The sequence below is a fragment of the Cohnella rhizosphaerae genome, from assembly GCF_029525575.1.
In the GTDB taxonomy this organism is placed as follows: domain Bacteria; phylum Bacillota; class Bacilli; order Paenibacillales; family Paenibacillaceae; genus Cohnella; species Cohnella rhizosphaerae.
The window spans coordinates 796,638-818,512 of sequence record NZ_JAPDIA010000003.1; the positions used below are offsets into that span (position 1 = coordinate 796,638).

At 61.4% G+C, this 21,875-nt stretch carries 15 protein-coding genes and 2 pseudogenes; 14 read left to right on the forward strand and 3 right to left on the reverse strand.

Annotated features, from left to right (window positions below; all coding sequences use genetic code 11):
• The first annotated feature begins 6 nt into the window (after positions 1–6).
• The 9 genes from OMP40_RS09310 (at position 7) to OMP40_RS09350 (ending at position 14,158) form a co-directional block, all read left to right on the forward strand.
• Positions 7–744 carry a carbohydrate ABC transporter permease gene (locus OMP40_RS09310; protein WP_277530868.1) on the forward strand — a complete coding sequence of 246 codons (738 nt, stop codon included), beginning with the start codon at positions 7–9 and terminating at the stop codon, positions 742–744.
• Positions 737–1,588, forward strand: a complete 852-nt coding sequence (locus tag OMP40_RS09315) for a carbohydrate ABC transporter permease (protein WP_277530870.1) — start codon at positions 737–739, stop codon at positions 1,586–1,588. Before OMP40_RS09310 ends, OMP40_RS09315 begins: the two co-directional genes overlap by 8 nt.
• A gap of 3 nt (positions 1,589–1,591) precedes the next feature.
• Entirely contained in the window at positions 1,592–3,376 is a 1,785-nt protein-coding gene (locus OMP40_RS09320; protein ID WP_277530872.1) for a hypothetical protein, read from the forward strand.
• A gap of 51 nt (positions 3,377–3,427) precedes the next feature.
• Positions 3,428–4,462 (forward strand): LacI family DNA-binding transcriptional regulator, encoded by a 1,035-nt coding sequence (locus OMP40_RS09325; protein ID WP_277530873.1) that lies wholly within the window; start codon positions 3,428–3,430, stop codon positions 4,460–4,462.
• A gap of 87 nt (positions 4,463–4,549) precedes the next feature.
• Positions 4,550–5,446 carry a family 16 glycoside hydrolase gene (locus OMP40_RS09330; protein WP_277530875.1) on the forward strand — a complete coding sequence of 299 codons (897 nt, stop codon included), beginning with the start codon at positions 4,550–4,552 and terminating at the stop codon, positions 5,444–5,446.
• Positions 5,447–6,633: 1,187 nt separating this feature from the next.
• Positions 6,634–9,258 carry a beta-xylosidase family glycoside hydrolase gene (locus OMP40_RS09335; protein ID WP_277530877.1) on the forward strand — a complete coding sequence of 875 codons (2,625 nt, stop codon included), beginning with the start codon at positions 6,634–6,636 and terminating at the stop codon, positions 9,256–9,258.
• 369 nt (positions 9,259–9,627) lie between these two features.
• Positions 9,628–10,728, forward strand: coding sequence for a 3-phosphoserine/phosphohydroxythreonine transaminase (serC, locus tag OMP40_RS09340; RefSeq protein ID WP_338131072.1), 1,101 nt, complete (start codon positions 9,628–9,630; stop codon positions 10,726–10,728).
• Between the two features lie 18 nt (positions 10,729–10,746).
• Positions 10,747–12,120: a serine--tRNA ligase gene (serS, locus tag OMP40_RS09345; protein ID WP_277530881.1), complete on the forward strand. Its 1,374-nt coding sequence runs from the start codon at positions 10,747–10,749 to the stop codon at positions 12,118–12,120.
• Positions 12,121–12,436: 316 nt separating this feature from the next.
• Positions 12,437–14,158, forward strand: a complete 1,722-nt coding sequence (locus OMP40_RS09350; RefSeq protein ID WP_277530882.1) for a proline--tRNA ligase — start codon at positions 12,437–12,439, stop codon at positions 14,156–14,158.
• Between the two features lie 42 nt (positions 14,159–14,200).
• Here OMP40_RS09350 and OMP40_RS09355 read toward each other — a convergent pair whose 3' ends face one another.
• Complete coding sequence (locus OMP40_RS09355; protein ID WP_277530883.1) at positions 14,201–14,803, reverse strand: TetR/AcrR family transcriptional regulator; 603 nt, start codon at positions 14,801–14,803, stop codon at positions 14,201–14,203.
• Between the two features lie 88 nt (positions 14,804–14,891).
• On the opposite strand from OMP40_RS09355, the pseudogene OMP40_RS09360 reads away from it, so the two are divergent.
• From OMP40_RS09360 to OMP40_RS09375, 3 genes and pseudogenes are all read left to right on the forward strand, one after another.
• Positions 14,892–15,426: pseudogene (locus tag OMP40_RS09360) on the forward strand (hypothetical protein); the annotation flags it as partial.
• 152 nt (positions 15,427–15,578) lie between these two features.
• Entirely contained in the window at positions 15,579–17,291 is a 1,713-nt protein-coding gene (locus tag OMP40_RS39890; RefSeq protein ID WP_338131076.1) for a glycerol-3-phosphate acyltransferase, read from the forward strand.
• Positions 17,292–17,425: 134 nt separating this feature from the next.
• Complete coding sequence (locus OMP40_RS09375; protein ID WP_277530884.1) at positions 17,426–17,806, forward strand: DUF2500 domain-containing protein; 381 nt, start codon at positions 17,426–17,428, stop codon at positions 17,804–17,806.
• 566 nt (positions 17,807–18,372) lie between these two features.
• On the opposite strand, the gene OMP40_RS09380 is transcribed toward OMP40_RS09375, so the two are convergent.
• Positions 18,373–19,104 (reverse strand): SDR family oxidoreductase, encoded by a 732-nt coding sequence (locus tag OMP40_RS09380; protein WP_277530886.1) that lies wholly within the window; start codon positions 19,102–19,104, stop codon positions 18,373–18,375.
• A gap of 165 nt (positions 19,105–19,269) precedes the next feature.
• On the opposite strand from OMP40_RS09380, the pseudogene OMP40_RS39895 reads away from it, so the two are divergent.
• Positions 19,270–19,759 (forward strand): annotated as a pseudogene (locus OMP40_RS39895) (AraC family transcriptional regulator); the annotation flags it as partial.
• 278 nt (positions 19,760–20,037) lie between these two features.
• Positions 20,038–20,208, forward strand: coding sequence for a hypothetical protein (locus OMP40_RS39900; protein WP_338131077.1), 171 nt, complete (start codon positions 20,038–20,040; stop codon positions 20,206–20,208).
• Between the two features lie 185 nt (positions 20,209–20,393).
• Here OMP40_RS39900 and OMP40_RS09390 read toward each other — a convergent pair whose 3' ends face one another.
• Positions 20,394–21,656, reverse strand: coding sequence for an MFS transporter (locus tag OMP40_RS09390; protein ID WP_277530888.1), 1,263 nt, complete (start codon positions 21,654–21,656; stop codon positions 20,394–20,396).
• Positions 21,657–21,875 lie beyond the last annotated feature (219 nt).

Here is a 21,875-nt window from a genome sequence, read left to right on the forward strand (position 1 = left end):
GCGAAGATGTTCCGCACCCGCGACATCTTTTCCACCATACCGGTCACCCTGTATTACGCGCTGCTCAACACGATCTTTATGAACGTCGCGGGTTTTCTCCTCGCGCTGGCGCTCAACCGCAAGTCTCGCTTCACGAGCACGATGCGGGTGTCCTTTTTCCTGCCCATGCTGATCGCCGGCATTATCGTCGGCTTCGTGTTCATCGAGATCTATTCGCCGGTGCTGGATGCGCAGGAAGGCAACATGGGCACGCTTAACGCTTTTCTGTATTTGTTCGGCATGGACGGCCTGGCGCAGAACTGGCTGGGCAATCCGGCGCTGACGATGGTCGTGGTCGTGCTGACCGGCGTGTGGAACTCCGTCGGCTACACCGCGCTCATCTACCTGGCCAACATGCAGATCATCCCGAAGGAGCTGTACGAATCGGCCGAGATCGACGGAGCGGGTTACTGGCGCAAGACGTTCACGGTCACCTGGCGGATGGTGGCGCCCGCCTTCTCCATCAATATGACGCTGCTGCTGATCAACTCGCTCAAGCAGTACGACATGATCGCCATCCTGACCCAGGGCGGTCCGGGCACGACGACCCGCGTCATCAACATCGCCATTCTCGATTACTCCGTCTCCTCCTACAAGGTCGGACTCGGCTGCGCGATGGGCGTCGTCGTCACCCTCTTCGTCTTCGCGCTCGTCGGGACGACCAACACGATGCTGCGAAGGAGGGAGCGCGAGACCAATGATTAGAGCCCGCAGACGCTTGTCTCCCGCAGCCGTCAGAGGCGGGATCGTCACCTTCCTGCTCATGCTGCTGACGGCGATGGAGCTGTACCCGATCTTCTCGATCGTCTCCAACTCGTTCAAGCGGCTGCCCGACTTTTTCCGGTCGCCGATCGAGCTGCCCCGCCGCCTGTACTTCGGCAATTATATCGTCGCGTTCGACAAGCTCCATTATTTCCGGTCGCTGCTGAACACGTCGATCATTCTCGTTTTCTCCATGCTCGTGCTCATCGTGGCGGGCTCGATGGCGGCCTTTATCATCGCAAGGCGTCCGGGCAAGTGGAGCCATCTCGTGTACTTGTTTTTCGTCTTCGGGATCGTGCTGCCCACGTTCACCATGCTGGTGCCGCAGATCAAGCTGATCGGCGACCTGGGCCTCAAGAACAACTATATTTCCCTGATCCTGCTATACGGCGCCATGGGGATGCCGATGTCCCTGTTTTTGTACACCGGCTTTTTCGGGTCGATCCCGCGGGAGCTGGAGGAGGCGGCGAAAATGGACGGCAGCGGGCTGTTCCAGACGTACTTCCGCATCTTTATGCCGCTCGCGGCCGCAACGACGACCACGCTCGTCATGCTCCAGTCGATCGGCATCTGGAACGACTTCGTCCTGCCCGATTTGATCATGACGCAACCGGAGTACAAGACGCTGATGCCGGCGCTGAACGGCTTCTACGGACGGATGCTGGGGCAGGGCACGCGCTGGGATTATATTTACGCGGCGATCGTGCTGTGCATCCTGCCGATGATTTTCATTTTCTTTTTTGGCCAACAGATATCTAATACGAGGCGTAGTCGAAGGAGCGATTAAAGGTTGAGATTCACTAACGTATGCGGCATGCTCGGCAACCCCAACTTCTACGGCGATCCCTACCAGGAGCATACCGCGGAAAAAATCGAACAGCTGAAGACGATGAATATCAACACGGTGTTCGTCAATATCGCTTGGTCCCGGCCGTGGATCGACGCGGTCAATTTGGAAAACGTCGCTGTATCCGCCAGCTTCCCGCTGCTGAGCGACATGGAGGAGGTGGAGCGGCATAGAAGGAGTCTCGCCGCAAGAGTCGATGCGGTCAAAGCGGCGGGGCTTCAGGCATTCGCGCTGTTCGGCATTCCCCGGTACTTTGACTTTGCCAATTATCCCGAGTCGTACGGCGTGCTCAAAGGGAGCACGCTCAGCACGATCTCGCCGGGCGACTCCGTCGCCTGCGTTCGCAGTCCCGAGGTGCGGCGGCTGTACCGGGAGCTGTTCGCGGACCTGCTGGCGCATATGCCGGAGCTGGACGGCATGCAGGTGTACACGTACGACGAGCTGGCCGAGGTGTGCGACGAGGACAGCGATTGTCCCAGATGCCGGGGCATTCCGGCGGATGAGCGGATTCCGGCGTTTCTGAACGGCTTGCACGAGGACCTGCAGGCGCTGAAGCCGGGGTTCGAGCTGTGGTGGGAGCCGTGGGAGCTGTCCGCCGCACAGACTTACCGGATTACGGAACGGCTGGATCCGGCGATCGGGCTGGCGCTCCATTCGACGCTGCACGAGGTGTACTTCGTCAACGAGACGGACCAGTGGTTCCGCAATCTCGCGGCGATCGCGAGCGATCAGGGGCGGAAGGTCGTCGGCGAGATCTTCGCCGGCGGCTCCGGCGAGGATCTGGGCAATATCGCCGGTTATCCAAGCCCTCGCTTGGTTTACCAGCAGATTCAGGCGCTCGCCCGGGTGCCCGGCGTGACCGGCATGAAGGAATACTTCGGCTTCCCGCTGGAGTACGCTTCGGTGAACGAAGAGACGATGCGGCTCGTCGCGCGGGACCCGTACCGTCCTTGGGACGGCGTGGAGGATGCGCTGGCCGAGGCTTATGCCGCAGATGAAGAAGGACGCCGCATCCGGCGGTTCTGGGAGTACGCCGCCCGCGCCGTCGAGTTCATCCCCTGGGAGCTCAGCTGGGTGCTGCGCTTCGGCAATCTGCCGCCTTACGCGGAATACTGGGGGGCGCGCTTCGTCGATCTCTTCAAGACGCCGTGGTCGACGCCGAGCTGGCTGAGCAACCGCCGTTCTTTTTATCTGGTCGTCGACGGCGAGACGAACTTCACGAAGCGCATGCAACTGGATCTCATCGAACGGCTGCGGATGGCGGCGGATTGGCTGGATCGGGCGGCGGCTGAAGCCGGCGGGACGCGCGTGCGCGAGGCGAAGCGGGCCGGCTTCGGATTGCAGCGCGAAGCGGTGGCCATGCTCGGGCACATGGTGAAGTGCAGGCTCCATCACTTGGAGCTCAGCTACCTTGCAGATCGGCTGCGCGCCGGACAGGAGGAGCCGGAGGCAGGCACCGTCGTGCGCCGCATCGCTTCGCTGCTGGAGGCCGAGCTCGATAATGCCGTCGGTTGGATGCAACTGCTGCAGCGCTCGGACGTTCCCTACACGTTCCGCGGCGGCGACGGGAGCGCGCTGAAGCACGAGACGATTGCAGCGACGATCGGGCGGATCGAGGAGGCGAAGGGGGGTGTTGGAGCAGAAGGGTCTTGCGGCCTGGCGCGCGCGCTATTTTTGACGGATTACCTTTTGACAGCGGGAAAGCGGTTGTTTACACTTACGGAATAATGAATCGTTATCGGTCCAAGTTGGGCCTGCGTTTATGGAGGAGTTGCGCGTATGGTCAGAATCAAGGACGTCGCCGAACGGGCGGGCGTCTCCGTCGGTACGGTGTCGAAGGTCATCAACAATACCGAGGGCGTGTCCCGGAAAACGAAGGCGGCCGTCCTCAAGGTGATCGCCGAGCTCAACTATCATCCCAACTTGTACGCGCGCAACATGCGGGCCAAGTCGAGCCGCACGATCGGCATCTTCGTGCCTTTGATCAACGAGCCTTATTTTCTGCCGTTCTACGACGGGATCAACAAGCGTCTCGAGCAGATCGGCTACACGCCGATCTTGTTCTCGGGCATTACGCAGCAGTCGTCCGAGGGCACGCTGGACCTGCTGTCCCAGATGATGCACCGCAACCTGGACGGGCTGATCGTATCCACCTACGGCTGGGACGACGCCACGATCGCCAAGCTCGCCCGCATGGCCGAGGAGATTCCCATCGTCTCTTACAAGCGCAAGTTCGAGGACTCGCCGATTCACTCGGTCGGCGTCGACGACTTCGAGGGCATGTACCGGGCGGCAAGCCATCTGCTCCAGATCGGGCACCGGCATATTGCCTACATGAACCCGGCGCCGGAGCTGGAGACGAGCAGGCAGCGGCTGGGGGGATACCGGCAGGCATTGGCCGATCACGGCGTGGAGGAGCGGTCCGAGTACATCGTCGATTGTCCCTCCTACCGCATCATGGACGGCTACCATTATGCGCACCGGGCGCTGCAGACGCGGCCGCTGCCGACCGCGATCATCGGCGGCAACGATACGCTGGCGATCGGCGTCATGAAGTATTTGCAGGAGCTGCAGATGCGCATCCCGCACGACATCGCCGTGATGGGCTACGACGAGCTGCCGCTCGCCCAACTGATGTCGCCGCAGCTCAGCACGATGTCCCTGCCGACGGAGGCCATGACCGCGCTCGCGGTCGATCTGATCGTCGGCTCGGAGAGAGGCGGCGAGCCGGCCCGGCACCATGCGTTCGATACGAAGCTGATCGTGCGCAGCTCGACCGACATGACCGCGAAGGTTCATTTGGATTATCCATAAACCGCGCGGTCTTTTCTTTTCGGTGTTAATGAATCGTTTCATTTTCGAGTTGACGATTTTATTATCGATGATGAGGAGCGGATTCGAATGATCGCGAAGTTTTCCTGGATGAAGAAGGGGGCATTGTTTTTATCCATGGCCGTGTTGCTGGCCTCGTGCGTCCTGTGGCCGGCGCCTGCGCGGCACGCCGAAGCGAACGCCGACGTCGGCTTGTTCTCCGATGCGTTCGGCGGCACGCTGGCGGGCTGGACGCCGCAAGGCGGAACCTGGAGCATCGTCTCGGGCGAGCTCGATCAGTCCGATCCGGCCGCGGACAGGCAGATCTACGTCAATCAATCGCTCGATCAGGCGCGTATCCGCATCCAGGCCGACGTGAAGTTCGTCACCGCGGGCTCGGCCGAGATCCTGCTGCGCCGCAGCGCCGGCGGGCCGCACAATTCCGTCCGGCTCGACGCCGCCAACCAGACGATCGTTATGTGGGTGAACGGCCATTCGTACAGCCTGCCGTTCGCGCTTGGCACCGGCGTCTGGTATACGGTCAAGGCCGAGGCCAACGGAACGAACGTCAAGCTCTATGTGAACGGAACGCTCGCGATGGAGCGCAACGATTTTCCCGAAGAGGGCACGGTCGCGGGGCTGGCTTCTTCGGGCGGACATGTCCGGTTCGATAATGTAAGCGTTACCCAGGTCAACGAATGGGACCGGGACTGGGATTCGCTCGTGAACGGAGCCAAGTTCGTCAAGGAAGGGGCCGAGCGGCTCGACTACGGATACTATGAATTCCCGCTCATCGGCCTCGGGGGGCACGACGTTTTTTGCCGGTCCGACGGGCTTCACCAAGCCGGATGCGCCGGGCAAGGATACGACCTACCACAACTTCGCCCACATCCCCGCCATTCTGTACGACTACTGGTGGCATGCCGATACGAAGCGCGTGATGCCGTTTCAGCTGAACGGCGGCTACGGGACGTCCGCGAGTCCTGACCCGGGCGCGATCGACGGCAGCGCCTGGAAGCAGACGGTCGACGTGCGGACCGGTCTGATGACGACGGCGCTGCGCCTGACGGCGGGCGCGCAGACCTTCGACTCCAGACGCTCCGCGTTCGTCAATCCGGACGGCGTCCTGGTCATGAAGGTCGAGGACAGCGTGTCCCATACGTTCAAGCTTCAGGTCGGCCGGACGACCAACGCGGATGCGGACGTCGCCTCCGGTTACGGCGCGATTTACGACAACTACGCCATCTCCTACGCTTCGATGACCGACGGACTGGTCGCGAAAAACGATTATGCGGGCACGACCGAGCGCATGACGCTGGCCGTCGCCGCTAGCGGGCAAGGCGTGTCCGTCGACACGGCGGGCGGGACGATCTCCGCAACGGTCGGACCGGGGCAGCCGGCTTATTTCTACTTCGCTCCCGGCTCTTCGCTGAAGGATGCCGATCCCGTCGCTGCGGCTGCGAGCAAAGCCCAAACTGCCGTCGGCGGCGGATACGCGAATCATGCCGGCGCTACGGCGGCCTGGTGGGACGACTTCTGGGGCAAGTCGAAGGTCGACATTCCGGACCTCGGCATGGCCAACTGGTACATCCGCTCCCTGTATTACCACGGGGCCATGATCGGGAACAGCGAGGTGCCTCCCGGCGCCTACGGCACCAACCCGGACGGCTTCGACGGCGCCGTGCTGCCCGAGTTCGATCTCGTCTACAGCCACTTCGCGATGCTGTACAGCAATCATGCGGACGTCAGCGAGGCGATGACCGACTGGTACGAGCGGATGCTGCCGAACGCGGAAGCCGTCGCAGACGAACCCTACTATGGGTATCCGAGCGGCAGCGCCAAGTACGCGTGGCTGATGGGCTACAATGCCAAGCCGATTCAGAATCCGGGCCTCGAGCAGGGCTGGCGCAGCGACTTCCCGGGGGGCAACGTGGCGGCCATGGTACTGACGCAGAAGACGTTCACGAACGCGGATCTGACGTCGGCCAAGGAGCTCCTGCAAAAGGTAACGAAGGCGCAGCTGGCGCACCAGGTGTATTTCGACAAATGGCAGGGGTACGCGCACAGCGGGGTATGGAGCCCGACGCCCTGGGACCCGAACGCGCTCCACCCGGGGGGACGGCAACCAGAGCACGGCGGCGATCTGGTCGATTCGTCAGGCCCAGAAGTACGGGGTGTCGAATGCGACCTGGGACGCGCTGCTCCCGCAATTGCTCGATCCGTTCTGGTACAATTCGCAGACGGGCGCGGACATGACGCTGCTGGCGCAGCCGTTCTGGTGGATGCAGACGCGCGATATCATGACGCCTGAGGCGCTGGCCACGTATCTGAACGTCGCGGCTACGCAGATGGACTATACGTTCAACCAGGGCTGGGCTTCCGTGCTGGCGTCCAAGCTGCATCTGGCCGACGAGGCGCTGCGCACGGTCAAGCTTGGCCTGAAAAACGGCGTCCATCTCTACGACGACATCAGCATGGTCGAGACGCATACCGACGGCGAGGATTACAAGAAAGCGCCGGAGATCGGCGCGCACGGGGCCTATGTGGCCGCGATCGACCAGATGCTGCTTGACGGCGACAACGACACGGAGATCCGGGTGTTCCCGGGGACGCCGCAGGCTTGGCTGGATCTCGGCGTCGGATTCGAGGACCTGCGTACGAACGGCGGCATTCTAGTATCCGGCACGTACGACGATGCTGGCATCTCCGTCACGCTGCAAAATACGGATGCCTCGGCGTCGCGTACGCGCACCGTGTATATCCGCGTGCCGGACGGCGCTACGACGGCGACGGATGCCGGCGGCCTCGCGGTGCAGGGGGTGGATGAAGGCAACTTCGCCAAGCTGAACGTAACGCTCGCCCCCGGCGCCAGCCGTACGATCTCCTTGACCGCCTCGGCAGGTACGGCCCAGCCGGGCGCGTTCGATATTCTGCTGCCCAGACAGGACGCCGCGCAGGTCGGCGCCGCGAACCCGCGGTTCGGCTGGAACTGGTCCGACGGCGCTGCGAGCTACAAGCTGACGGTGTCCAAGCGGGCGGACTTGTCCAATCCGCTGTTCGACCAGAACGTGGGCCGCACGATCCAACATACGTTGAACCAGGCGCTGGAGCCGGGCGTGCGCTACTACTGGCAGGTGACGGCCGTGAACGCGGGCGGCTCGGTTGCCAATACGGGAGGCATCAGGACTTTTACTACGTACGGGGAACCGGTCGACGACGATTTTTCGGCCTTGCGGTATCTGAATTCGTACTGGAGCGGTTCAGGTTGGCCGGCAGGGCTGAACAACGGGCTGCTTGAGGTGCGCGCGGTCGGCACGGACCAGAACTTCATCGTGCAGCCTGGCGCGAAGGGAAACTTTACGGCGACGGCCAAGATGACTTACCTGCCCTCGCAATCCGGGCAGCAAGCGGGACTGGTCTTGCGGCTGGACAACCAGCACTACGTCAAGTTCGTCCGCAAGTACGACGGCGGCGCCAAGTACGTGCTCGGCGGAGCGGGTTTGACCGGCGGCGGTACGTATGCGGACCCGCATCCGTCGGCGCAGACGGTTTATGTGCGCATCGTGAAGCAGGACGATACGATCCGGGCCTACGAGAGCGCGGATAACCAGACGTACGCGCAGATCGGCGGGGATGCCGCCGTGGCCCTTGGCGCCGAGTTCGGCGTCGGGTTCATCGCGTCCTCGGCGGGTGCGGCGAACGAGAACACGTATGCGGCGTTCGACTGGTTTCAGTATCAGAAGCGCGGGATGAACGACGAGTTCGCGGGCCGTTCGCTCGAATCGGCCTGGGAGCCGACGGGCGCGTATACGGTCGACGGCGGCAAGCTGAATCTGACCGTTCCGGCGAACGAGGGCTTTGCGGAGCACCGTGTGCTGCGAGCGATGGCGGGCTCGGATTACGTGCTGACGACGAAGCTGGATTACAAGCCGGGCGCCAACTACATGCAAGGCGGCCTGCTCGTCTGGCAGGACGCGACGCATTACGTGAAGCTGTCGCGCACGTACAACGGCGGCCATACGCTCGAGTTCTCCGGGCCGACGCTGAGCGGCGGCGCATCCGTGGCGGATCCGGTGCCGGGGGCGACGATTTACTTGCGGCTGCAAAAGAGCGGCAATACGTACGCAGCCGACTATAGCGCGGACGGCGCGGTGTGGACCGGAGTCGGCAGCGGCACGGCGGCGCTGACGTCGCCCAAGGCGGGCGTGGCCGCAGGCTCCTTTTCGGCGGCGAGCGGGACGGTGCCGTTCGACTGGTTCCGCGTCGAGACGATGGACGACGAGTTTGGCGGCAGCGCGCTGGCCGGCAAGTGGAGCGCGTCCGGCACGGCGACCGTCTCCGGCGGCAAGCTGCAGATCGGCATCGCGGCGAGCTCCAACGACGACACGGGCAAGGTCGTGCAGACTGCGGCGAGCGAGGATCTGTCCCTGATGGCCAAGATCGACTACAAGCCGACGCAGAACTATCAGCAAGCCGGCGTGTTGATCTGGTACGATGCGACGCATTATATCAAGGTGGATCGGCAGTACAACAACGGCGGCAGGCTTGAATTCTCCGGCCAAGGGCTGACGGGCGGCGTGAGCATCGCCGATCCGGTATCCGGAGGGACGATCTATCTGCGTCTCGACAAGGCGGGATATTACTACCGGGCGTACTACAGCGTGGACGGCGACTATTGGACGCCGATCGGCGGCTACGGTTCGTCGACTGCGTCGGGCACGGCGCGGGTCGGCGTCGCCGCCGCCTCGTTTAGCGCGGCGACCGGGACGGCGTCGTTCGACTGGTTCAGGGCGAGCTGACCGCGCGGGCTGCGGCTCGTGCTTCTGTGACGCATTGGCGTGCTCGCGAATAGGGATCGCGCTCTTTAGGGATTGACAACCTCCGCAGCCCTCCGTTAGAATAATCAAACAATTGCAGATCGGAACCATGCCTGTGAAGAGCATCCAACTCGGAGGCGTTCCCGTCAAGAGCGGCCGGGTATCGCGAGATACCGCCGTATCCTAAGTTTACCGGCCCCGCCCGTTACCGCGGAACCAAGAGGATGAACCGCGCCCCGCGCGCCGGTTCATCAAGTTGGGTGGCACCGCGAGCTGACGCTCCTCGTCCCAATTCGGACGAGGGGCGTCTTTGCGTTTTCAAACGACAATCTTGGGAAAGAGGCGATGGAAATGGATCGGACGTACAACTTCAATCCGGGACCGGCGGCGCTGCCGCTCGAGGTGCTGGAACAGGGACGGGACAGCTTTATCGAGTTTGCGGGACAGGGCATGTCGCTTTTGGAAATGTCGCACCGCAGCAAGCCGGTGGAGCGCATGATCGCGGAGACGGAGCAACTGCTGCTTGAGCTGATCGGCCTGGAAGATGCGGGCTACCGCGTGCTGTTCATGTCGGGCGGAGCGAGCGCGCAGTTCGCTTTGCTGGCGATGAATCTGTTGACGGCGGGCAAGGCGGGGCGTTACGTGCTGGCGGGCAGCTTTTCGGAAAAAGCTTACGAGGAGGCGCTGACAGTCGGGGCTGCAGAGGTGCTGGCGAGCGGCAAGGAGGCCGGGTGGGCGAGACTGCCGAGCATTGAAGTGGCTTTGACTGCTCTGACGGAGGAAGATACCGCCTACGTTCACGTGACGACGAACAATACGATCGAAGGCTCGCAGTTCAAGACATTTCCGGATACGGGCGGTATTCCGCTGATCGGCGATATGACGAGCGACATTTTGAGCCGGAAAATCGACTGGACGCGGTTCGCGATGTTCTATGCGGGCGCGCAGAAGAACCTGGGCCCGGCGGGCGTCACGGCCGTCGTGATCCGGGAGGACCTGCTGGCGGCGTCGGCGGCGGCGAAGATCCCCGCGATTTTCCGTTATGCGACCTATGCGAGCAACAATTCGCTGTACAATACGCCGCCCGTGCACAGCATTTACATGATGAAGCTGATGCTGGAATGGACGGCCCGGCAGGGCGGCGTCGCCGCAATGGAGACGCGGAGCGCGGAGAAGGCGGCGCTGCTCTACGAGGCGATCGACGGGAGCGGCGGATTTTACCGCGGCATCGTGGAGAAGCCGGACCGTTCGGCGATGAACGCGACCTGGCGGCTGCCGGACGAGTCGCTTGAGAAGGCGTTCGCGCAGGAGGCGCAGGCTGCCGGTTTCGCGGGACTCGCGGGCCATCGGAGCGTCGGCGGGATCCGGGCCTCGATCTACAACGGCGTGCCCGTGGAGGCTTGCCGGGCGTTAGCGGGATTCATGAACGACTTCCGCAAGCGGCGGGGCTAGGGAAGGAGGCTGGCAAGCGTGCTGTATATGACTTATATTCGCGAACATGCGGAGCTGCTTCAGCATTCTGCGGACCGCAAAGGAATCGCGGTGTCGATTCGCGAGCTGCTGAAGCTGGACGCGTCGCGCAGGTCGCTGCTGCAGGAGGTCGAGGGGCTGCGGGCGGAGCGCAACAGGCAGAGCGAGGCAATCGCCGCGCTCGTCAAGTCGCAGCGGGCGCCGAGCGGGGCTACCGTTAGAAACGCCGGGGAACGGGACGCAAAGCTCGGCGATGTGGCGTTGCCCGGCGAAGCCCCGGGCGCCGTCGCATACGAAGCGCTGGTCGGCGAAGCAAAAGGAAAGGTGCGGGAGGCAAACGCGAAGCTCGCGGCGCTCGAGGCGCGGTTGACGGAAGTCTCGGCCGCGTGGCGATCGCTGCTCGAGCTCGTGCCGAATCCGGTATCGGCGGACACGCCGGACGGACGATCGGACGCGGACAATGTCGAGCTGCGCCGGGTCGGAGAGATTCCCGCGTTCGCGTTCGAACCGCTGGATCATGTTCGGCTTGGCGAGCGGCTCGGCCTGCTCGATCTGGGGCGCGGCGTGAAGCTCGGAGGCACGCGGAGCTACGTGCTGAAGGGCATCGGCAGCCGCCTGCATCGCGCGGTGCAGCAGCTGGCGCTGGACGTGCTCGAGCGGCGTGGCTTCACGCAGCTCGAGCTGCCGGCCATGATGCGCGGCGAGACGTTTGCGAACACCGGTTTTTTCCCGACGGGAAAGGACCAGACCTACGCGCTTGCCGAAGGCGACAAATATTTGATCGGCACGTCGGAGGTCGGTCTGGTGTCGTATTACGCGGGCGAGACGGTGGCGTTGGAGGAGCCGATCCGGCTTGCGGCAGCAACGCCATGCTTCCGAAGCGAGGTGGGCTCGGCGGGGCGGGACGTGCACGGGTTGTACCGGGTGCATCAGTTTGCCAAGGTCGAGCAGGTGGCATTGTGCCGCGGCGAAGCGTCGGATGCGATGCTGGAGGAGATCACCGCCAACGCCGAGGAAATATTGCGGCTGCTCGAGCTGCCGTATCGCGTCGTGGCGGTCTGCATCGGCGACATGTCGCAGAAGTCGCACAAGCAATACGACATCGAGACGTGGATGCCAAGCCGAGGCGCTTACGGGGAGACGCACTCGTCGTCGAACGTGCTGGACTTTCAGGCGCGCCGGGCGGGGATCCGCTATCGCGACGCCGACGGGACGCTGCGTTATGCGCACACGCTCAACAATACGGCGGTCGCCACGCCGCGCATTCTGATCCCGCTGCTGGAGAACCATCAGCGGGAGGACGGCTCGGTCTGCGTGCCGGCGGCGCTGCGGCCCTACCTGGGCGGCGTTGCGGAAATTCGAACCGACGCTTGACATCGAGCCGCGCTTCGCGTAAATTATTTGACAATTCACGCTTTTATCTTCACAACGGCGAAGACACAAGGAAACGACCTTCCACGACCGGCTGCGCAGAGAGGAAGCCCATGGCTGAGAGGCTTCTCCGACCGGGTGGACGATTCCCGCCTTGCGAGCCGCAGCGAGGAAGCCGAAGTATTCGCTGCCGGGGCCCTGCCCCGTTATCCGCGAAGGATCGATCGGCCTGCCGATTCGGTCGAATTAGGGTGGTACCGCGAACGCTTTCGTCCCTGACGGAGGCGTTCTTTTTTTATATTTCGGGAGGTGTAGTCGTATGTATCAGTCCAGTTTGTTCGCCCCGACGATGCGGGAGGTTCCTTCGGACGCCGAAGCGGCCAGCCATCGCTTGATGCTGCGCGCGGGGTTTATTCGTCCGGTGGCGTCGGGCGTTTACACGTTTCTTCCGTTGGGATGGCGGGTACTCCGCAAGATCTCGGCGATTGTGCGCGAGGAGCTGGAGCGCGCAGGCGCGCAGGAGGTGCTGATGCCCGCCTTGCAGCCGGCGGAGCTATGGCGAACATCGGGGCGGTACGCGGCGTACGGGCCCGAGCTCATCAGGTTCAAGGATCGCGGCGATCGGGACTTCGTGCTGGGACCGACGCATGAGGAGGTCGTCACTGCGCTGATCGCGGACGAGGTGAACTCGTACCGACAGCTCCCGATGACGTTATACCAGATTCAGACGAAGTTCAGGGACGAGCGGCGTCCGCGGTTCGGATTGCTGCGAGGCAGGGAGTTTCTGATGATGGACGCTTACTCGTTCGGTGAAAATGAAATAAGCCTGAATGCGGCATACGAGGCCATGTACGAGGCATATGAGCGGATTTTCGCGCGCTGCGGACTGGAGTTCAGGGGCGTCGAGGCCGATTCGGGCACGATCGGCGGCGAAGGCGGTTCGCACGAGTTCATGGCTTTGGCCGACGTCGGCGAGGATACGATCGCATTTTGCGCGCATTGCGGATATTCGGCGAATTTGGAGAAAGCCGAGGTCGGCAGGCGGGAGGGAGAGCCGCGAGCGGATTCTGCGAACGGTGGGGCGACTTCGCCGGAGCTCGTCCATACGCCCGGCGCGCGAACGATCGAGCAGTTGACGGCGGCGATGGGCGTCATGGCCGACGAGACGATCAAGACGCTCTTGATGGTCGCCGACGGGCAAGCGACGGCGGTCGCGATTCGCGGGGATCACGAAGCGAACGAGATCAAGATCAAGCGTCTGCTGGGCGCCGAAACGTTGGAGATGGCGGATGCCGGTACGATCGCAGCGCTCGCCGCGGCGCCCGCAGGCTTTATCGGCCCGGTCGGATTAAAATTGCCGTTATGGATCGACTTTGCCGTCGCGGACATGGAGACAGGCATCGCGGGCGCGAACAAAGGGGAATTCCACTTGCGAGGCGTCGTGCCCGGGCGCGACTTTCCGCTGACGCGGGTCGGCGATCTGCGCAATGCGGCGGCGGGCGATCCATGTCCGCGCTGTGCGGAGGGCCGTCTCGATATGCGCAAAGGAATCGAGATCGGCCACGTGTTCAAGCTGGGAACGAAGTACAGCGTTCCGCTGCAGGCGGACTTTGCGGATGCGAAGGGAGCCTCGTCGCCGATCGTCATGGGCTGCTACGGCATCGGCATCTCCCGCATGATGTCGGCCGTCGCGGAGCAGCATCGCGACGATCGGGGCTTCCGCTGGCCGGCGGCGGTCGCGCCTTTTCAGGCGCATATCGTGCCTGTATCCTGGAAGGATGCATCGCAGCGAGCGCTCGCGGAAGAACTGTACCGGACGCTTCAAGCGGGCGGTGTCGACGCGCTGCTCGACGACCGGGACGAACGCCTCGGCGTCAAGCTGAAGGACGCCGATCTGTTCGGCATCCCGAGCCGCATCGTCGTCGGCAAGCGCGCGGCGGAGGGGATCGTCGAGTATTCGGAACGCTCGCGCCCGGAAGCCGAAGCGGTTTCCGCGGCGGATGCTGCGGGACGCTGTAAGCAGCGAGCGGCAATGACGTAGCGATAGACCAAAGAGAGCGGTCATTCGCGGCAGCCCGCTCCGTCACGCTATTCGGCCTTGAACAGCCCGTCCAGATGCGCGGATACGATCCGCATCAGCCCGGCGGGGGGCCAGATGCTCGGCGTAGATCGTATGATGGACGACGAGTCCGTCGACGAGCGCGTGGAGCAGGCGGGCCTCGAGCTCCGGATCGAGGCCGGGCCGGGCGAGGCCGCGTTCGCACAGGGCGACGATCATGCGCTTGAAGCCTTCATACAGCGCCTTGTGAGCCTCTTCGCTGAGCGCGCGGATCGCGGGATCAGGTACCGCCTTGCCCGCGAACGCCAGCCAGACCTCGGCTTCCGCGAGGCGCTCTTCGTCCAGCGGCACAAGCTGGGCGACGATCGTCTCGATGTCCGCTCGCAGCTCTCCCGAGAGCGGAAGCCTTTCGATTCGCGCGCCGACCCGTTCGATCAGCAAGCGCATCGCGTAGGCGAGCAAATCGTGCTGCGCGTCGAAGTAATGCCGCAGCGCGCCGAGCGTCAGGCCTGCCTCCTCCGCAACCCTTCGCACGGATGCGCCGTCGATGCCCTCGCGCCGCACGAGGCGCCAGACGGCTTCGGCGATATGCTGTTTTCGTTTCTCGTGATCGACGATTTTTGGCATGTCTTTATTATAATACGATTGTATTATTAAAAGAAGCTGATATACTGGTCTTATTTAATACGATTGTATGGTAAAAGGAGAGGTTGGAATGCTCGGCGTCATCATCGGCTGCGAAGTCGCGTTCTGGGTGCTTATTCTGGCTGGGCTTGCTTGCCGTTACCTTTTAAAATGGAAAAAGACGGGCTCCGCCCTGCTCCTGCTGACACCGGTCGTCGACGTCGTTCTGCTCGCGGTGACGGTCGCGCACTTGAGGCAGGGCGCCGAAGCGACGTTCGCGCACGGACTCTCCGCGGTGTATATCGGCGTCTCAATCGCGTTCGGCCATGGGATGGTCCGGTGGGCGGACGAACGCTTCGCCCATCGGTTCGCCGGGGGGGGGGGCGGCGCCGGCGCCCAAGCCGCGATTCGGACGCGAGCATGCGCGGCAGGAACGCCTCGGCTGGTTCAAGCATCTGCTGGCTTGGGCGATCGGCTGTCTCTGCCTGGCCGGCATGATCTACCTCGTCGACGATGCGAATAGCACGGAGCAGCTCGTCCGGGTCATCCGGCTCTGGTCCGTCGTGCTGGGCATCGACTTTTTGATCAGCTTTAGTTACACGATTTCTCCCAAAAAAAGAAAAGCGTCCGTCTTGATCCGGCTTCTCCTCGATTCCAAGCGGTTTGACGCTGGCTTCGACCTCCCGATGGCCGATCCCGATCATCTTTTCCCTCGCCCGCTAATAGGATGAGATAACGGCGCATAGGCCGAATCACCAGGCAAGGGGCGGGGAGCGGCATGTGGATCTGGCTGGCGTTTATGGTTCCGGCGTGCGCCGCGGGCTTTGTCCTTTTCCGAAGGAATACGATACCTCAATCAGCTTCGCGGTCTTCCGACGCATCCCGACTGTCGGTCGTCATTCCGGCAAGGAACGAGGAGGAGAACCTGCCGCACCTGCTCTCGTCGCTTCGCGCGCAGCGCCGTCGGCCGTACGAGATCATCGTCGTCGACGACGGTTCGACGGATCGGACAGGCCCGGTTGCCAGACAATTCGGTGCGACGCTCGTCGAAGGCTTGCCGCTGCCGGAAGGCTGGACGGGAAAGAACTGGGCGGTCTGGAACGGCTATTTGCGGGCGACGGGAGACTTGATCGCGTTTTTGGACGCGGACGTGCGGCTCGCGCCCGACGCGCTCGGCGCGCTGGTCGAGGCGAGGTCCCGCACGAACGGCGTCGTCTCCGTCGTTCCTTACCACTACACGGAAAAGTTGTACGAACGGCTGGCGCTGGTCCCGAACCTGCTCGGCCTATTCGCGTTTACGTCGCCGTTCGAGCGGGCCAACCCGCAGAAGGGGCTGTACGGTTCCTGCATCCTAACATCGCGCGCCGACTACGAACGTGCGAAAGGCCATGAGGGCGTAAAGGGCGAGCTCCTGGACGACTTGACGCTCGGGGCGCGGTTCGCCGAGGCCGGCGTGCCGGTCACGAATTTTATCGGTCGCGGCTTGGTGTCGTTTCGCATGTATCCGGGCGGCATTCGCAGCGAGGTCGAGGGCTTCGGGAAAGGCGCCGTTCAGAGCACGGGCAAGCTCGCCAAGCCGACGGTGCTGCTGGTCGCCTTGTGGCTGGTCGGTTTGATTTGCGCCGAGGCCGCGCCATTCGTCCTCCATACGGCCGTGGCGCCCGCATGGGCGGCCGGCTATTTGCTGTATACGCTGCAGATCTATTATTTTTCCCGCCATACGGGACGCTTCGGGCATTGGCTGCCGGCGCTTCATCCGATCAGCACCGCGTTCTTCCTGTATATCATGCTTTATTCTTCGTACCGCGTTCTGTTCGTCGGACATGTGCCTTGGAAAGGGAGAAAAATCCGCGTCGGGGGGCGATCGCAAGTGACGGCCCTCCTCTGGTCGGCGGCGTTGTTCCTGTGCGGCTCGCTCATGTTCTCCTACTGGCTGGGCCTCGCGGCGCGCAGCAACCTTCGCGAGATCGGCGACGGCAATCCCGGAGCCTTGAATCTGTGGCGGGCGGCCGGTTTCGCATACGGCGTCACCGGCATCGCGCTCGACTTCGCCAAAGGCTTCGTTCCCGTCGCCATCATGCTCGCTTCCGGGCGCATGTCGGGCTATGCCGCTGCCGCCGCTTCCTTGATGCCCGTGCTCGGGCATGCCTTCTCCCCGTTCCTTCGGGGAAAGGGCGGCAAAGCGATCGCGACCACCTTCGGCGTCTGGTGCGGACTCTCGTTCGAAGGCGCGCTCGCCTATGCGGTCATCCTCGCGGCGCTGCTCTTCGTCGGCCGCCAGGCGCGCGGCACAAAGAAGGCATCCGCCGAAGCGGACGCCTTCCAGGTCGTGCTGGGAATGCTGCTGCTGTTCGTCTACGCGCTAGCGCGGTCGTTCCCTGCGCCGATCGCGGCATTCGCGCTCGCGAACGGGCTGCTGCTTGCCTTTACGCATCGCCGCGAGCTATGGCGATTGGCCGCGCGCAGGGGAGCGGACCGCATGCATCGCTAGCGATCCACAGCCGCTAAAATCGTAGACTGACAGCCAGCGTTAAGCGAACTGGAAGGATAGCGCAACTTTTCAAGCTATGGGATCGTCAAAATTTTATGGGAATGTTTGTATAATATATTGTTGGGAGAGATAGAATGAATGGTTCCCTTGGTAACGCAGGCTTCTCTGGAATTTTAAATGAAATGCCTCCATTTTTTAAACTTTTTGGCGGCTTTATTTTTATCCTGGTAGTTGCAATATTCCTGTATGCAATCATTCGTGGCTTCTCCACTTGGACTACAAACAATGCTTCGGATGTTATTACGTCTCCCGCAACGGTACTGGATAAAAGAACGGAGGTTTGGGGCGGCTCCGAGGACGCCGGTTCAAGTACCAATTACTACGTAACTTTCGAATTGGCTAGCCGTACACGCATTGAATTGCAGGTAAGAGGAGATAGATTCGGTCTGATTGTCGTCGGAGACCATGGACAGCTCACTTATCAAGGTACACGTTTTAAAGAATTCAACAGATAGGCTGTCACTGACTAGTACAGCACGGCGTAAATCATCAAACACGCTCTTCAGCGTCGCGAACCGGTCTAAATGGTCCTTAAGGGAAAAAAGTTACTCTATAGCCACACGGTCCGCTCCAAAAGGTTCTGTAAAGGCAGAAAGTTACTCTACAGCCTCACGGTCCGGTCCAAAAGGTGTTTTAAAGGCAAAAAATTACTCTACAGCCTTATGGTCCGCTCCAAAAGGTGCTTTAAAGGAAAAAAATTACTCTACAGGTTCATGGACCGGTTTAGAGGGTGCTGTAAGTGCAGGAAGTTACTCTACAGGTCCTTGGATCGGTCTAAATGGCAAAGTTTCTGCGATGTCGCGTTCTTTGCGAAGCTATCGCCCATATCCCCCCGGTTTTCGCTTAAGATACAAGCCACCTTGCACTTTTACGCGATAAATCGCAAGAGCCCGAGCCCGCCATACCAGCCTTGGATGATGCACTTTCTGCAGGGTTCCTTAATTTCATAAGTTGGTGCTCCACAGCGGCGGGGGGCTTTATTTTCAATCCAAGGTTGCCGGTGTATCTACATTTGGAGAAGTTACGCCTGTGCGGTCGGGCGCACGATAATTTCGTTAATATCCACGTCGGCAGGCTGTTCCATCGCGAAAACGATCGCACGGGCGATAGCTTCCGGCGGGATCGCGTTCTGATCGCGGTACCTCTCAAGCTCTCCCCTGATCTCCTGACTTGGAATCGCGTCTACGAAATTCGTCTTCACGAACCCGGGAGAAATAATCGTCACGCGCAGGTTATCGCCTGCCTCTTGACGCAGCCCCTCGGTAATCGCCCGCACAGCGAACTTGGTGCCTGAATATACCGCCATGCTCGGTGACGTCTTGAGTCCTGCCGTAGAAGCGATGTTGATGAAATGTCCGAAACCCTGCTTGCGAAAAACCGGCAGCCCGGCCGCAATGCCGTACAGCACTCCTTTTATGTTGACATCAATCATATCTTCCCAATCCTCCACACGGAGTTCGTCGAGCGGGGATATCGGTCCGATTCCGGCATTGTTGAGGAGAACGTCCACTTTGCCGTAACGTTCGCATGCCAGTTTGACGAGATGAATCAGGTCTTCGCGTTGTTTCACATCGGTTCGGGCGTAAGCGACTTCGCCGCCTGCCGCGGCTATACGGGCTGCAAGTGCTTCAAGGCGCTCCAACCTGCGCGCTCCCAGTACGACTTTGGCCCCCTTCTCGGCGAGAAGAAGCGCCGCAGCCTCACCGATTCCACTGCTTGCTCCCGTAATGACAACGACCTTTTCATTGAACATATGCGATACCTTCTTTCCATATCGTTAAGATTAACCCCTGCCTGTACTTGGAAGTATAGGCTGTAAGCCGGCTGTGCCGGTAGTGCATTCGCGTCCGATTCTTGCCTGATCCTATACAACGCGAATACAATAGGCTTACCAGGCAGCAACCATAGGAGATCGATCATGCACAATTTCGCCCAATCCTCGACCGTGTCCATTGATCGGCAAGCGTTGGCAGAGCTTGTTCATCGGCACGCGCCTTCCGATGGTACGCATGGGTCGGCTGTACCCGAGCTTAGTTTTAGAAGAACATCCTACGAAACGGAGCCCCTCAACGCGGTGAGCGTGCCATCCTTGTATGTCATTGCTCAAGGCGGGAAAGCCGTGACCTTTGCCGGTAAAACCTACAGCTGTGATCCGAACCATTGCTTGGTCACTTCCGTTAATCTGCCAGTGGTCGGAAAAATCACACAAGCCTCGCCTGAGCTCCCCCTACCTAAGTTTACAATTGGAGTTCAGCCAGGATATGATCATGGACATTCTTAAGTCATCCAAGCCAACGATAAATGGAGCGACAGGTCCCGGCATGGTCGTGGGCGCCTCCACCACGACGCTGCTAGAAGCGGTAATCCGGCTTGTCCGGCTGTTGGATACGCCCGGCGATATCGAAGTCCTCGCCCCGCTAATCATCCGCGAGATTCTATATCGCGTGATGCAAGGGGAACAGGGAGAGATCATCAGACAATTCGCGCTGATCGGTACCCAGGCGCATCGCATCGCCAAGGTCATCCATCTGATCAATCAAGCGTATTCCAAGCGATTTCTAATCGAGGATTTGGCAAAAGAAGTGAATATGAGTCCCTCGGCCCTCCATAAGCAATTTAAAAAAAGTAACCGCCATGAGCCCGCTGCAGTATCAAAAAAGCCATCCGGCTGCAGACGGCACGACGCTTGCTCCTTACAGAAGACCTGGAAGCCGCTGAAGCCGCGTTTCGAGTCGGGTACGAGAGCCCTACCCAATTCAGCCGGGAATATACGAGACTATTCGGACGTCCGCCTATGACCGATATGAAGCATCTGCGCTCCTCCATCGTCGAGAAACCCAATAAGGCGGGGCTGTAACGAGTCTTTGAACTCCCGCTACCGGGAGAACGTTTTCGCAAAGCAAACAGCGGTGGGCTAAGACTTTATTTCAAGTCTTGGTCCACCGCTGTTTATTTTAGTCGGCTTAAAACTTATTTTCCGGCGTCCGACGATCTTCAATCTTCATAAACGCCAACGACGATAAATCTTACGACGCGAACGCCTTAGGCGCTCGTCTGCGCCATGCCTTCGGCGGCGTGCGCCGGCGGGCGCTGTCTGACGATCGCGAGCATCGCGATCGTACCGATCAGGAACAGGGCGCCGGCCGCCGAGAAGATGACCTCGAGCGGGAAGGACTTCTTGAGCGCGCCGGCCGCGGACATCGAGATGACCATCATGCCGGTGAACATCGGGCTTAGAACGCCGTTGACGCGGCCGATGATCGTCGGCTTGGACCACTTGAGGATCATCGTACTGATGCCGATATGGATGCATGGGAAGACGAGGCCGTTAACGAACTGGACGACCAGCGTGAGCGGTACGCTCGTGGAGTAGCCGACGATCACGGTGCAGACCGCGCCGAAGAACATGCCGGTAGCAAGCAGCGCCTGCGGCGGCACCTTCTGGGCGAACGCGGCGACGAGTCCGCCGCCGATGAGCATCGCGCCGCCGCTGACCATGAGCATGTACTGGAGGAAGTCCTCCGGCTTGCCGAGCCGCTCGGTGACGACGAACAGGTTGAGCGCCTGGGCAGTGCCGACGGCGAGGCCCGCCAGCAGGAAGGCCAGTCCGAGCATGCGAAGCACGGGGCTCTGCCAGACGTAGCTGAAGCCTTCGACGAATTCCCGGCGGAAATGGCTCTTCGCGGCGTTGCGCTCCTGCGGCAGGTCGGCGGGCAGCCGGACGAGCACGGCCGCGGACAGCAGGAACGCGACGCCCATGACCGCGATCGACGTCTCGAGTCCGAAGCGGCTGTAGGCGAACGTGCCGAGCATCGGGCCGAGCACCATGAAGATGGCCATCAGCGACTGGAAGATGGCCATGCCCTGCTGCATCTGGGCTTCCGGCACATGCTGCTTGAACAGGCGCATGCCGGAGGGCTGGGAGAACTGCGACAGGATGGCGGATATAAAGGTCACGAGGTAGACGGCATGCCAGGTGCCGAAGTGGATGCTGAGCAGCACGACGAATACGGAGACGGCGGATAGCAGGTCGCACCAGACCATCGTGCGCTTCGGCCGCCAGCGGTCGGCGAAGGTGCCGCCGATGAACGAGAAGACGAAGATCGGGGCGAATTCGGCCACGCTGATGAGCGAGATGGCGTAGGGATCGTTGTCCGTCTTGGCCGCGACGTACAGCAGGATCGCGAAGTTGCGGACCCAGATGCCGATTTGCAGCAGGACGTTGGACAGCAGGATGGTTTGCAGGAAGCGGCTCGACAGCAGGCTGGGCGGCTTTCCCGTTGCGGCATGGGATGCCGAATTCATGGGTTCATACACTCCTTAATTTTGGCGGCTTCCATTGCGCGCCGGCCGGTTTTCATAAAGTAAACGCTTAACCGGATCGCTTTGTTGCTCGATTCTACCATAGCATACGAATGTTGCGGATATTTCTTTTGAATTGCTCTATTTTTGGTTTGCGGCAGGCTTCCTTCACTTCATTTACCGCGCCCTTCTGACGACATACAGGTTATATTCTCTCACACA

Bases quoted from the DNA above. Each gene is read 5' to 3' on its own strand.
- OMP40_RS09310 (WP_277530868.1), top strand. From the start codon at position 7: ATGTTCCGCACCCGCGACATCTTTTCCACCATACCGGTCACCCTGTAT.
- OMP40_RS39890 (WP_338131076.1), top strand. From the start codon at position 15,579: ATGTGGATCTGGCTGGCGTTTATGGTTCCGGCGTGCGCCGCGGGCTTT.
- OMP40_RS09355 (WP_277530883.1), bottom strand. From the start codon at position 14,803: ATGCCAAAAATCGTCGATCACGAGAAACGAAAACAGCATATCGCCGAA.
- OMP40_RS09315 (WP_277530870.1), top strand. From the start codon at position 737: ATGATTAGAGCCCGCAGACGCTTGTCTCCCGCAGCCGTCAGAGGCGGG.
- OMP40_RS09390 (WP_277530888.1), bottom strand. From the start codon at position 21,656: ATGAATTCGGCATCCCATGCCGCAACGGGAAAGCCGCCCAGCCTGCTG.
- OMP40_RS09325 (WP_277530873.1), top strand. From the start codon at position 3,428: ATGGTCAGAATCAAGGACGTCGCCGAACGGGCGGGCGTCTCCGTCGGT.
- OMP40_RS09380 (WP_277530886.1), bottom strand. From the start codon at position 19,104: ATGTTCAATGAAAAGGTCGTTGTCATTACGGGAGCAAGCAGTGGAATC.
- serC (WP_338131072.1), top strand. From the start codon at position 9,628: ATGGATCGGACGTACAACTTCAATCCGGGACCGGCGGCGCTGCCGCTC.
- OMP40_RS09375 (WP_277530884.1), top strand. From the start codon at position 17,426: ATGAATGGTTCCCTTGGTAACGCAGGCTTCTCTGGAATTTTAAATGAA.
- OMP40_RS09330 (WP_277530875.1), top strand. From the start codon at position 4,550: ATGATCGCGAAGTTTTCCTGGATGAAGAAGGGGGCATTGTTTTTATCC.
- OMP40_RS09350 (WP_277530882.1), top strand. From the start codon at position 12,437: ATGTATCAGTCCAGTTTGTTCGCCCCGACGATGCGGGAGGTTCCTTCG.